14 protein-coding genes and 2 pseudogenes are annotated in these 12,467 nt (G+C 51.2%); 9 read left to right on the top strand and 7 right to left on the bottom strand.

Annotated features, from left to right (window positions below; all coding sequences use genetic code 11):
• The first annotated feature begins 73 nt into the window (after positions 1-73).
• Complete coding sequence (locus AOA63_RS02425; RefSeq protein WP_053958223.1) at positions 74-334, top strand: hypothetical protein; 261 nt, start codon at positions 74-76, stop codon at positions 332-334.
• 319 nt (positions 335-653) lie between these two features.
• Here AOA63_RS02425 and AOA63_RS18820 read toward each other — a convergent pair whose 3' ends face one another.
• Positions 654-941: a DDE-type integrase/transposase/recombinase gene (locus AOA63_RS18820; RefSeq protein WP_082343695.1), complete on the bottom strand. Its 288-nt coding sequence runs from the start codon at positions 939-941 to the stop codon at positions 654-656.
• A 7-nt stretch (positions 942-948) separates the two neighbouring features.
• Here AOA63_RS18820 and AOA63_RS02435 point away from each other — a divergent pair, with 7 nt between their 5' ends.
• Entirely contained in the window at positions 949-1,218 is a 270-nt protein-coding gene (locus AOA63_RS02435) for a hypothetical protein (protein WP_082343696.1), read from the top strand.
• A gap of 221 nt (positions 1,219-1,439) precedes the next feature.
• On the opposite strand, the gene AOA63_RS02440 is transcribed toward AOA63_RS02435, so the two are convergent.
• Positions 1,440-3,542 carry an AAA family ATPase gene (locus AOA63_RS02440; RefSeq protein WP_053958225.1) on the bottom strand — a complete coding sequence of 701 codons (2,103 nt, stop codon included), beginning with the start codon at positions 3,540-3,542 and terminating at the stop codon, positions 1,440-1,442.
• Between the two features lie 1,134 nt (positions 3,543-4,676).
• Here AOA63_RS02440 and AOA63_RS02445 point away from each other — a divergent pair.
• Positions 4,677-5,273 carry a TetR/AcrR family transcriptional regulator gene (locus AOA63_RS02445; RefSeq protein ID WP_053958226.1) on the top strand — a complete coding sequence of 199 codons (597 nt, stop codon included), beginning with the start codon at positions 4,677-4,679 and terminating at the stop codon, positions 5,271-5,273.
• A gap of 48 nt (positions 5,274-5,321) precedes the next feature.
• Complete coding sequence (locus AOA63_RS20130) at positions 5,322-6,272, top strand: hypothetical protein (RefSeq protein ID WP_053958227.1); 951 nt, start codon at positions 5,322-5,324, stop codon at positions 6,270-6,272.
• A gap of 33 nt (positions 6,273-6,305) precedes the next feature.
• On the opposite strand, the pseudogene AOA63_RS20135 reads toward AOA63_RS20130, so the two are convergent.
• The 3 genes and pseudogenes from AOA63_RS20135 to AOA63_RS02465 all read right to left on the bottom strand — a co-directional run.
• Positions 6,306-6,584 (bottom strand): annotated as a pseudogene (locus AOA63_RS20135) (DUF4277 domain-containing protein); the annotation flags it as partial.
• A gap of 158 nt (positions 6,585-6,742) precedes the next feature.
• Positions 6,743-6,985, bottom strand: a complete 243-nt coding sequence (locus tag AOA63_RS02460) for a hypothetical protein (protein ID WP_053958229.1) — start codon at positions 6,983-6,985, stop codon at positions 6,743-6,745.
• Between the two features lie 261 nt (positions 6,986-7,246).
• The gene (locus AOA63_RS02465; protein ID WP_053958230.1) at positions 7,247-7,609 is read right to left on the bottom strand and encodes an ATP-binding protein; all 363 of its coding nucleotides are present in this window, start codon (positions 7,607-7,609) and stop codon (positions 7,247-7,249) included.
• A 349-nt stretch (positions 7,610-7,958) separates the two neighbouring features.
• Between AOA63_RS02465 and AOA63_RS02470 the strand changes: the two genes are divergently transcribed.
• The gene (locus AOA63_RS02470) at positions 7,959-8,267 is read left to right on the top strand and encodes a carboxymuconolactone decarboxylase family protein (protein WP_053958231.1); all 309 of its coding nucleotides are present in this window, start codon (positions 7,959-7,961) and stop codon (positions 8,265-8,267) included.
• A gap of 226 nt (positions 8,268-8,493) precedes the next feature.
• On the opposite strand, the gene AOA63_RS02475 is transcribed toward AOA63_RS02470, so the two are convergent.
• Positions 8,494-8,700 carry a hypothetical protein gene (locus AOA63_RS02475; RefSeq protein ID WP_053958232.1) on the bottom strand — a complete coding sequence of 69 codons (207 nt, stop codon included), beginning with the start codon at positions 8,698-8,700 and terminating at the stop codon, positions 8,494-8,496.
• An 86-nt stretch (positions 8,701-8,786) separates the two neighbouring features.
• Positions 8,787-9,128 (bottom strand): annotated as a pseudogene (locus tag AOA63_RS02480) (IS256 family transposase); the annotation flags it as partial.
• 818 nt (positions 9,129-9,946) lie between these two features.
• On the opposite strand from AOA63_RS02480, the gene AOA63_RS19605 reads away from it, so the two are divergent.
• The 4 genes from AOA63_RS19605 (at position 9,947) to AOA63_RS02495 (ending at position 12,345) form a co-directional block, all read left to right on the top strand.
• Positions 9,947-10,105, top strand: coding sequence for a hypothetical protein (locus tag AOA63_RS19605; protein WP_171822587.1), 159 nt, complete (start codon positions 9,947-9,949; stop codon positions 10,103-10,105).
• A gap of 138 nt (positions 10,106-10,243) precedes the next feature.
• Positions 10,244-10,504 carry a hypothetical protein gene (locus AOA63_RS02485; protein WP_053958234.1) on the top strand — a complete coding sequence of 87 codons (261 nt, stop codon included), beginning with the start codon at positions 10,244-10,246 and terminating at the stop codon, positions 10,502-10,504.
• 190 nt (positions 10,505-10,694) lie between these two features.
• On the top strand, positions 10,695-11,873 hold the full coding sequence (locus AOA63_RS02490; RefSeq protein ID WP_053958235.1) for an XRE family transcriptional regulator: 1,179 nt from the start codon (positions 10,695-10,697) through the stop codon (positions 11,871-11,873).
• A complete protein-coding gene (locus AOA63_RS02495; RefSeq protein WP_053958236.1) occupies positions 11,866-12,345 on the top strand; it encodes a DUF4411 family protein in 480 nt (159 codons plus the stop codon). Before AOA63_RS02490 ends, AOA63_RS02495 begins: the two co-directional genes overlap by 8 nt.
• Positions 12,346-12,467 lie beyond the last annotated feature (122 nt).

A 12,467-nucleotide genomic window follows, 5' to 3' on the forward strand; every position in this document is an offset into this window, starting at 1 on the left:
GAGGCACTATCCGAATACCGAGGCGATGCGAGACATGGCGTATGATCTATCCCCCGAGGAGTGTCGCAGGATCATGATGATGCACGAACAGAAGCCAACGATTACAGCGATTCAAGCGGCCACCGGTCGCGATCGCAAAACTATTCGTAAAGTGGTCACCGAACAAAAACACGGGCACGACCTGACCCGTCGTACCCGTGAGAGTCAACGCGATCCATACAAAGAGTATATCGAAGAACGGTGGAACCAGGGATTTCAGCGGTTTAACCCCCAATATCTAAACAAATCGTCTGATCGCATGGGATTGCTCACGATAACGATGAGATGGTATTGATTGCCATAAGCATGGGGGCGGGGAGCTTCCTGCGCTCGCGACGCGGAGGATACCGCCCGGAGCGGCCGGGCGTCCCAAGTCCGCTATGCCGTGGCTTCGCAGCGCTTGGGACCCTCGGCCCTCCGGGCCATAATGCGTCGACAAGAGCGCAGAAGCGCTAACAACGCACGGCCCGAATCGTCGGCGCGGTGCCCATGCGATATTGGGCATCATATGGAGCCGGAGCCCCATCATGCCAACGTCCATGCAAGCGGCGCTCATGGTCAAACCGGATCCCCTCGGTCGTTACCGTATACGCCTCGGCCCCTGTCTGAAATCCCTAATTTCGCCAGCATTCGGTTTCGAGCCCACGGTGCCAGGATTCGCTGGGCGCATTCTTATTCGGGGTGGCCACGGGAATGCGTTCATGCGTCATCCCTAAGGCCTGACATCCCGTGGCCCACGCTTGGGCCACAAATTGGGGCCCATTGTCGGTCCGAATGACCGGGACCGTCTTCCCCCAATCCGCTTGACGGGCTCGTACCGCGCCTTGCAAGGCGCGGAACGCCTGAACAGCGGGACAATGAGACCCAATATGGTAGGCGAGAATGGACCGAATCAAAGACATCGATGACGTGACAGAGGTAAAAAAAGCGATCTTCGCCGGCGATGTATCCGTATTTCAAATCCATTTCCCCCAGTGGACTGGGGCCCGTGACCACGCGATGGGCGGCGATGACGCGAGGCGGCCGGTTGTCGGGAGACCGCAAGCGTTGTCCCGGCAAGAGGCGATAGACCGTCTTTTTATTGATGATCAGGTCGTGCTCCCGACGGATCCCTGTGGTCCATTGGCGATAGCCATAGCATTGTCCCTCGCCGGCGGTAATCAACGCATTCGTTTATAATCGCCAACGGGTGCATGGAGCATGGGGATATCGGACTTCCCACGCCGTGCTGACCGAACAAGTCCTCGCCTCACCATCCTTGGGGGCCTGACCAAAGTCTCCGCTGTCCTCCCCCAAGGATGGAACCGATTCCACTGGTTTCCTATGGCCACGAGTTTTTGGTGTCCATGCTATGGACGCAAGTCCATGCGATCGGTATGTTCTAAATGTGCATTTTCGTCTCATAACCCTGCTTGGGTTCTGGCGATCTGACGAACCCTTTCGAACACGTCATGAATTTCGAACGGACAGGCTACGGTTTCAGCCCACCAGCGTCCCTGAATGACCTTACTGTTACCCAATTCACTGGGAGGTTTTATTCCTGTGTTACGCCGGGTGAGGACCGCTTCAAAATTCTCGTCTGGGGATTCTCCCATAATGTATATGTTTAGGCTCTTAAGGCGGTCTCTTTGCTTCTCGAATTCCCTGTTACGATATCTGTTAGCTGCGCTAGTGGTCACGTATTGTGCCCTCTTCAATTCGGTCCATATATTCCCAGATCCGGGCTTTAAACTATCACCGTCGACGAGCATGATCCATGGAATTTTAAAGCCGTTCAGGTCCCTTATGGCTGATCCGGCGTTCGCTTTTCCCCCGAGGCTCAAAATTGTTAACCCCAGAGCCTCAGGGGGTTCGAGGTAAATTTTTTGATACCACTCCGGTAGAGCACCGAGTTCTGTGTCACCATCGACGAGTAGTACCGCCGTACTAAATAACAAAGCGGGCCAATTCGGGGAGCGTCCCCAGCGGTCTTGACGTTGGTAGACCATCTTTTGGGTATCTCTTTGGGTTCTTCGCGAGGTGCCGTGGATTGCCGATTTTGGGAGTTGCATAATTTCGGTGCATTGTGTGGAAGAATGGCGATAGACACGGCGAACAGTATGTGGGTGGGAGGGCTCGATAAGATACGGCGAATGCGTAATGAGGATGATTTGTGGAGGAAAAGGTTTCGTAGCACGGTCTTCCAATAACTTCCGAAGTCGAATCAACGCCTGAGGATGTAAAGACCGACCTGGCTCGTCTAAGAGTAGTACATGTGCATTGGAACTAGTTAACGCAGCACTAAGGTATGCGATCTCGACGGAACCTGATCCACTCCAATGAACAGGAAAACTGTGGATTCCATCTCCCGTTTGCACGAGCGTAATGTTAACTTCTGCATGGTCACGGTTACTCAAGGGTTCCATCGTGACGTCAAGGTCATGGGTGGAAAGAGTTTTGAACGTCTCTTGAATGCGACTGAAGCGGTCTCTCTCAGGGTCTCGGCCTATCTTGAGCGCCAGCAAATACGGTCCAATATGACGACTCGCAAGATTCTTTGTGTGACACCACCATTCCGATTCAGAATATCTTTGTTTGGGTGGACTCAAAAGGTCTTCGGTTATAATACATCGCCTCAACAAGTAAGCCAGCACGCGTTCAAATGTTGGGTTACCGTTAGGTTCGACCTCAAGTTCGCGCAAAAATTTCTGCCATGGTGGGTACGCTGTCGCTACATCGTCGTTCCTAAGGCCTGTGTTAACAATCTGATTAGACCCTGCAGATACTAATGTTTGAACCGTGCTCCAGAGAGATTTCCAATCGAGTGACAAAGTGAGATTTTGGAGGTTTTTGTCTCCTTGCAGCATTTTTAAAAGGATCGTTTGAGTTTTTTCTGGTAGACATTTAATCCAAACGCTAGCTAATGAGGGATTGCTGTAACTCGAGAGTTGAGTCGGAACTGTTTGGCAAAGGCCGGCATACGGGTTTAAGAGATGTACCCACTGTCCCTCTGCAACCTTCGGACGGTAATAGATAACCGTATCCCGCAAACCGGTTTGTTGGCAGCCTAACGTACCGGACCATGCCGACTGGTATATTTTCCCCGAGGCTGATTGAAATAATATGTCAACAAATTTCATCCAACCCGGCAAGGTACCAGTCAGATTTTCAGTAGGCTTCAATGCCCGCCAGATCTCCTCACGATTAGCCAGGGCCATTTGAAAATAGGTAGCGATTACTTGACCTTCAGAAGGTTCAGTCCACTCCACATCGATTTCAATTCGACTAGGGCGATCAGGATTGCGTTTCCAGGCATCAAGCCTCTCTCGCCAATCCACTGGTTCCGCCCCTCGTAACCGTTCCTCGTGAGTTACTAAACCCAGCAAAGTATCTATCAGACGGAAGAGATTGGTTTTTCCGACTCCGTTCGGTCCAACGAGAATTGTGGGCCTTGGTGAAGAAAAATCCACAGCAAGGTTATCGAATGACAACAGATTTTCGGCGCGAAATCCTCGTAACCGCATAGGAATCCTCCATCGAATTATTTTCACTTAATCATGGTTTATCCTACAGAAATAACTCCAAAACTGTGCGGAAGTCTCGTCGAGATTATGAGAGTTGCTCCACATCCGATTAGGCCGTCTAATAGGGAATAGGTTGAACACCTGGTCTACCAAAAATCATGCACCGAAAAGCTCCATGTTCTGCGATTGATGACTTGTTACGAACTAGGAGGTTGAACAGCGAGTTCACCCAATTCATGGACATCTTGCCACGAAAGGAGGGAGCACATCGGCATGATAGCCATGAGGCCCCCTCCTTCCGAAAAATTGTGCGTGATATTGCCATTGTACCAGAGCTTGACCTGTTTTTCTTGTGTGTATGCAGTTTCCCGGGATCGCGGCCAGGTTGGCCGCGATGGGGTCCAATCGGCCGTCGACCTCTGAATGCGTGCCGGAAACCAATTTTATGGAGAAAATTCTTTACGCATGGGTTGCCATTTCGCGTTCCCCAATGATTTCCCGACGGCGGGCATGCTTTGCCTATAGCATTAAACTCCTTTTCCGCACGTGATGGATGAACGCCGTGGGATTTATCCCGAGGGTCTCGACGGCACTGGCGTGTCAATCGTGTTCGTGAAACCCAATGTGGCCATGCAAATCGCGTCCACGAACCCCTTGGAGCGGTTCAATCGGGAAGAGGACCAGCGATGAGTGGGACATTTTCCCCGGTGGTCTGTCAGTCGAACATCCATGGAAAAACTGCCACCCGAGGCGGACGCGCCGCAGAGATGACGTGCAGAAGACGACAAACAACGCGCTGAGACAGCTCTCAGGAAACCGAAGCTTTTTACACCACTTGACAAGACGTGATCGATAGACTGACTAAGAGGTTGTTTCTCACAAGATGGTGAAAACGAATGATAAGCTGAACACCTAATCCAAAAATGATTGCTTGGATTGATGTTCTTTCCTAATGTCTTTGTTATAAAATTAGATGTATTCTACGTCCATTTTTTAATGATGTATGTTGAACCCTTAGGAAATGTCTAAACGAGAGAAAGGATAAGACGGGTTTCCTCAATATGAATAGGCGTATTCTTTGATGATGGAGGGCCGAACGTTCGGTCATTCTTTTTTCGAAAGGACATCTTGCGTGTGAAAACCGATTACAGCCAAGACCATGATCCGAAGTCTCGCATTTTAGCCGTAGCCCTGAATTTGTTTGATCAATATGGCTATGCGGGTACGAGTATGGAAGCTATCCGGATTGCCGCAGGATTTCGTACCAAGTCAAGCCTTTATGCCCACTTCTCCAGTAAAGAGCGCATTGCGTCAACGTTGTTTGATCGTATTCTCCAAGAAGAAAACCATGCGTTAGCGCCTTATTTTCGATCAGAAACGGAAGCCACTATGGATGATGTGTTGAATATCATCGAACATCTAATGGTCTGGGGATTACTGCATCAAGCGGCTTACCGATTCTGTTTTATCCAGTGGCACACGGAAATTCCTTTCGCCCATGAGGGTCACGATGCCATTGAAAGGTTGGTAACGTGGGCGACTTTCGTCTTAACGCGTTGCCAACGGGAAGGCCAAAGGATTCGCCCGTTGTCAGCAGAATTTTTAGTCAAAGCCTGTCAGGGAGTGATCAACCACATGATTGTAACCAGTCCCCAGTCCTTGTCTTATGACGAAGCACGGCGATGTGCTCACCACACACGGGAATTGTGTCACGCGATAATTGGCACATAAAAATGTGCTTCAAAAATGAACGAACGATCAGTAAGGAGAGGGTAGAAGATGCATGTGGTCATCTTGGGAGCGAGTGGTCGTTTAGGACAAGCGGTGGTTCAAACATGGACGAATGGATCACAATGCTTGCCTTATTCATCTGCCGCGGGGGTGTTAGGTGTCTCGTCTGATCTCATTACCGCGGTGACGCGAAATCCGGCGCATGTTCATGCGATACAAGGTGTTGAGTGGGCGGTTTTGGATCCTATGGACCGTTCCAGTCATCATGCACTATTTGAGCGAGCAGATATCGTCATTGACGCCTGTAATCAGCGTTATGATGATTGGAGTCAGTATCCGGAGATGATTCGCGTGACGTTAGAAGCCTTGGAAAATACGGGGGCCCGGTATGTTTACATCGATAATATTTATCTGTATGGGATTCCTCCGCGTGATCAGCTGGTGACGGAGACCGTACCGCGACGCCCGATCAGCCAAAAAGGCGCGATCCGTTTCGCTATTGAAACCCAACTTGTGATGCAAATGCAACAAGGACGGCCCATCGTCATTGTCCGGTTTCCGGATTTCTACAATATTGTCACCGATTCTCTTCCGCGGTATCTGCGGTGGTTTGGGCCGCTCGATCAGCCGCATCAATTTATTGACACGAGCGACGCGGCACGCGCTATTAGGTTGATAGCAGAAGACGATGGCGCTTATCAACAAATTTGGCACGTGGCAGGAGACGAACCCATTACTGGACAGACCATGCAGGGCATGGTGCAGGAACTCTGGGGTGTCAAAGTTCCTTGCCGCATCTTTGGGCCGCGATTTATTTCACTTCTCGGCATAATCAATCCTCTGGCCCGTGGGTTGAAAGAAACGCAATATTTGTGGACAACTCCTGTGATTTTGAACACGGAGAAGTTCGCGAGCCGTTATCATGGTCATTTCGTTATCCACTCGCATCAACAGGTTTTGCATGCCATTCTCCAAGCGAGGATGAAAGACCGGGAATAAACAATGACAGGCGAAGATATCGTAGACAAGCCACAAAGCGCGTCCGAGCGCATCATCGGTAAAATCGGCCGTGGTGCGGCCGGATCCCAACAACAAGGCCACATCGGTCCACTGACATGGTGCATGGACGCGATACAGGGGTCGACGCGCGGTGAGCCAATGGACGATGAGTGCGAAAAGTCGTTCGCCGGGGGACAGGTGGCCACGCGGCGAATCCCACGCAACGGTCTGATTCACGGCCTCGACGAATCCGATTTCCTCACAGAGGGTCCGGATGACCGGTCCGGCTCCCACAACCATGGGTGTCAGCATGGGTGTGTTTATAAGCGATGACTTCGCCATGCGAGACACCATCTCCTTTGCGATCAGCCCAAAAAAAATAATTTTTTTTGCTCTCACTACGTGCGGAAGGTAAGTTGTAAGGTAAGGGGGATTTTCTGGAATATGCTCAACATCGGAGCCTTGCGTTCCTACTCAATGATTTTAGCAAAAACTACAACATCATCGTGATCTGTCCCATGATCTCCATAATAGGCCCAGGATGTGGGACTCGTTTGCTCAGGAATAGCTGCATGGTGAGTCCAGCGTTCAATGAGGCTCATCACGCGTTCAACGGGCGACTCGCCGGGATGCACCGGATCGGAACCGGTGGCGATACAGCATCGGTCACCTTGGGGCGGGATCGAGCGATAAACAGACCATTCGAGAACCATGTGTCGTTATCCCTTTCTTCTTTTAGTTAGATTGTAGCAAATCCGGGCATCTTGGGATGCACCCGGATTTCATATGGGAATCACAGAGTGTTAGGTGAGGTCGAGCCGATGCGAGGTACCCGAACGTCATCCGAACTTTTTCAGGGTATTCTGGATATTCGCCATCGTCTCCTTCGCTTTTGCATACGTCGGTGTGATTTACCAGGGAGATCGGAAATCTCTTACGCGGCATCCCCTCAAATTCTGGATCCTTTCCACAGATTACTCCGTGACGTTGGTTGTATCGCGTTCGGCTGGGCTTGACAAGACTGTGCGCATTGACCCGCCTTGCATACTCCCACGATGGGGCCCGTGAATGAGCCCATCGCAAATCGTTTCTGCTAATGTAGGATCCGGAAATAGGGCATGCCATTGAATTAGGGCGACTGGGCCTGCCATGGCGATCCCCTTGGCTTGATAGCGGTCATCCACGATTTCCAACACATCCTGACTTTCGGCCTGCGTGAGCGTGGTCCATTGCCCATCCCTCGAGCAAGAGGCCCCGATCCGCTTTTCCAAGGAGACGAGCCTCAGGATGATACCCCAGACGATATTGTGGGGCCAAGGCTGTTCCCACATGACCATGGGAAGCAAATCGCGTCCACGAACTCCTTGGAGCAGCTCAATCGGGAAGAGGACCAGCGATGAGTGGGACATTTTCCCCGGCAGGTATGTCAGTCAAACATCTATGGAAAAACTGCAACCCGAGGCGGACGCGCCGCAGAGATTACCTGCAGAAGAAGAAAAAACGCGCTAAGGCAGTTCTCAGAAAACCGAAAGCTTTTTACACCACTTTACAAGACGTGATCTGCTTTACAAGACGTGATCTGCGATCTAGACTGGGTAAGATCGATATGCGAAGACGAGGGAAGAAGGGATTATCATCGAGGACGTAGAACATTTCCAAGAACGGCGCATTCGTGAGAATCGTCATATGGCGGAGGCTGATCGGTTCTTTCAGCAGTTCGGTGACCTAGAGAGATTAGTATACGCCAATGGATCCCTAGACGAACATATGAAGGAATTGATGGGACTCGCGATCTCGATTGCCACACGATGCGACGAATGTGTGATGTACCACATGACCCGTTGCGTGGAACTTGCAATTGACCGGGCCAAAATTCTCGAGTCTATCCATATCGCGGTCTTGGCCGGAGGCTCACTAACATTTCCTCAGGCTCGTGTGGCGTTCCGTGTTTTGGATGACTCCGTGCCATCGATTACCGCAACTGAATCCGAGTGACCCTGCGTGGAAGCGAGTTCCCAACTAATGGGATATGAGCTCTGCAATTCTCGAAAATTCAGCCTGCATCGATCTGGTGAGATCAGTCGTCCTGATGATGCCCACTCGCTAAATCCACCACCAAGCACACAGCCCCAACTCCCAGCAGGCTGTGTGTTTTGGTTTCCCGATGGCGGATCCCGCGCTTAGATCCCGAAAGTCGAGGAGATGAACGTGTCGAGCTGTGTCAAGATCGCGGGATCGAAGATGCCACAATACCGGCTGTGATCAGCAAGATGATCAGATCGCGGATCTTGTGCTTGATGAGGAAGATAACGGCCATGACTCCGACTGCGAGTGGGAAGAGCGTGGCGAGCTGGGATGCAATAAAAGTGGTAAATCCTGTAATTGGGTTGCCGACGACAGCGATGAGAGGAATAAGTGCAGAAAACATAGGAATCGCCTCCATTGGGGGGGTGCCCATCCCAGTGCCGGGTTATGTGACACAGTGTACCTCGTTCACGGATGATAGGTGTCTCAGGAAATTTCCTCCGAACCATCGGCAGCACGGACTCGCGGAGGTGTCTGGGAAATTTTCCGGTCCCCCAAAAAGACGCTGCCGACTTCGGTCCCGTGCCGAACCGCTTGGCGCTGGGGATCATGCCGGCCTTTAGGCCCGGCCAGTTGCTCAACCTCTGCGGACATCCTCTCTGGCAAGACCCGCAATCCCACCCGAGCCGACAGGGCCCACAATCCGTCTTCGGCATCCCGCAGGATGTCCACCCCCGGCACCGTCACCGACTGTTCGGGAAGCGATTTTTTCTTTATACGGGTCGTTACGAGCGATTCCTCCTGAAGATGGGTTAAGCACTCTCTATTCAACCCAAGAGCCCTCAGGATCGCTCGTGTCAATTTCCACGAAAAATGGGGCATTCTCCCGCCGTACTGGATGTGATGCTTATCTCACCAGTTCAGCCATGCATAACCAAAAATCTAGCAAATACTATGGCGGGAATCCCACGAATGTTTAGCGTGGCCTTGATTTGTCTTGATATTGGTCAGGACGTGATTAATTATTGCGTCTATGAGCGCATCAACAACACTATGACTTTGCATGGCTGTGTCAAACTTAGCCTGTCCCCTGAAGGACGTGACGACCTGTAAGTGAGTCTGAATCACATTCCATTTTACAAATTCAGCTCCAAATACTCCAATGGACGCCAGCGTTGTGTCTTGATTGCAGTGTCGCCTGCGTGATATGCCCAGTATCCGAAGTGAAGCGTGTGGAAGCTAATGATATCGACTTAAAGCGTGGGAACGTATCGTGGCGTGGTTGTCAACGCACCGACGATGTAACACCACATCTGCGAGAGTTGGCGACAAAAGGTAGGGAGCAGCGCTCAATGTGCTTAGACTATTGGGGTATTGGGGTGTTACAAGCTCCCGTCTTTAGTTATCTTAAATCGAAAGGTGAAAATCGTTGCAAAAAGTCGGTTCGTTCTGGGCTCGGGTATCAGTGGGGGAACAATGCGACGCGGTGTTCTACCCATGTGGACACAAGCGGGGCACTCCCACTATCGTATCAACGCTCCAAAAAAATTAAATTTTGGAGAAATAGGAAGGAATTTTTCCGTCGCATAGCGAAATAAGCGACAAAAGACTGTGGCCAGACGGCTGACCCAAGAAAGGGACGACGTATTGTGCGTATTCGGTTACGCTTTTCAGGATCATTGTCCGTGCCTATTGCCTATCATCAGGTCTTGCAACGTTCTCTATATTCCCTTGTGCCCGATGACATGGTGAGGGCATGGCGGGCCATGAAGGGATTCCGCCCGTTTACGGTTATCGAATGTCTCTAAAAGTCGTAAGATATTGACATCAGTACTTTCCGGAGTTCCACGCCGTATTCAAGGAGTGGGATGGGAAAGCGGCGCTCACCGTGTTGGATGGCATGCCGACGCCAGACTGACCTCAATTAACCGAGGAGGGCCAACCTAATGAACATGATTGATGCATCACATTTATGTAATGAGGCGTTGGGCGACCAAACAGTCTACCTCCCAATTGATGGGCGTGTTTGCGGATTTTCCGGAAAGGCGGTCACGCTTAACCGCGTATTCGTCGCCCCGTTATCCAAGACAAGCGATGTGATCTCAATGGAGATCAGGATTAACGGCCATGAAACATTTTACCTGTCACTTCGAAAGATCACTGGGAACATCTCTGAAGATGGAAAGGATATGGGGTTGCACGGCTGATGGCAGGCCGAGGACAACATTGCGTTGCATTTCACATTAAGGATTAGGACTTGCACAAAGACGGCAAGGCCTATAACGCCTACGAGAACATTACATAGCGACCTGACGCGAAATGCGATTGCGGGGCGACCTCAACAATAGTATTTGTCAAAATATTTGTGTAGAGTTGTGCAAAAAAGGGGGGGTTACCTTGGGCACCACGGCTGCGGTGAATCCTGCAGCGTTGAGGTGGGCGCGCGAACAATCTGGAAACATTAGTGTCGATGACGTTGCCAGAAAGCTCAGAGTCCCCGTAGCACGGGTTGCTGATTGGGAAAAGGGGGTCTCATTCCCGTCCTGGTCCCAACTATCTTCGCTGGCGAAATGGTATCGATTGCCCACCGTATACTTCTACATGGACTCGCCCCCTTCAGATAGTCACTCTCCCCCCGATTTCCGCTCTTCGTCCGGGGCCGGGCAAGATCGCAGGCCATGGCTAGCGGCCGAGCTGCGGCGACTTCATAATGTGCGGAATGTGGCCATCGAACTCCGTGAAAGCTTGGGACGTAACCCATGTGCATTTGGGGCCCGTATTTCGCTACAAATGGATGTCGAGAAGGCAGCAACACTTATTGTTGATGCGCTTAAACGAAGAACTACGGTTCCCGAACCTGGTAGGGAACGCGCCAAACCCGACTTGTGGTATGCCAGATGGAGACGTGCATTAGAAGACACGGACATTATCGTTATGCAAATGCGGGAACGAGTGGCTGTCTCAGAATTTCGAGGACTATCCGTTTCGTATTCTGTTGCCCCTGCCATCTTGGTTAACCAGAGGGATGCGATTTCAGGGCGGCTGTTTACGATGTTGCATGAAGTGGTGCACATCGCGCTGAATCAGGCCGGCATTTGTTCGCCACAGTACGACACGGAAGAATCGGGTAAGGATATCGAACGTTTTTGCAACCGTGTGGCAGCAGAGGTATTAATTCCTCGGAGCGTGTTTTCCGCAGCGGTGGTCCGAAACTTGGATGCCGATCCCTTGGCAGCAAGTGCAACCATTTCAGCACTCACTGGAGCCAGCCGCGAATCTGCTCTGGTGCGTGCTGTCGAACTTGGCTTGTTGAACCGTCAAAAGTATTACAAGGCGGTTGAAGAAGTCCGAGGAACGTATACCGAAAATGTGCGGCGAACAACTGGTGGCCCCCCTCGTGACCGACTGGCGATGAGTCGGGTAGGCTACGCCTTTGGGGAACTCGTTTTCGAAGCGTTAGCTGCAAAGAAAATTACGGCCATCGAAGCTAGCCGCTATCTCGACAACTTGCCTGTCAGGTATTTACCGGATGCCGAAATGATTGTACGGCAACATTTCGAGGGGTCACATGAGTAGTCTCTATTGCATCGATTCATCGGCCCTTTTCGATTTAGCACGCGTCTATCCCCCAAGTATATTTCCGACATTATGGAATAAGTTGGGCGACTTGGTTCAATCAGAGAGGCTTCTGGCCCCCGAAGGCGTTCGGGACGAACTGCTTCGGGGCAAACCCGATGACGTGGTCCGAATATGGGCAAACGATCAGGCTAGCATGTTCGTGCCGCATGCATCACTACAGTCGGCTGTCACGGACGTTTTGCGTATGGCTCGACTGGATGGCGTGGATTTGAATCGGGTCGATCAATCTAATGAGGCCGATGTCTGGGTTGTGGCTCTGGCGTATAGTGGATGCCCTCAACGCATTGTGGTTAGCCACGAATCTATTAAGGGACGGAATACGCCTCAAATTCCTCGTTTGTGTCAGTGTGTGGGAATACCCCACATGCGTGCGATTGAGTTCATGTCCCAGGAGGCATGGACATTTTAACTCAGAACTGACCCCACAGGGTTTCCCACAATGAGTCGATTTGGCCTTGATATACCTTCGTCCCATGTGCTGGTCACGAGCCGAAGGACTACAATAACAAGAACCCCAAGACCCAATGGCGA

Origin of the sequence: Sulfobacillus thermosulfidooxidans (assembly GCF_001280565.1) — a bacterium.
GTDB lineage: Bacteria > Bacillota > Sulfobacillia > Sulfobacillales > Sulfobacillaceae > Sulfobacillus > Sulfobacillus thermosulfidooxidans_A.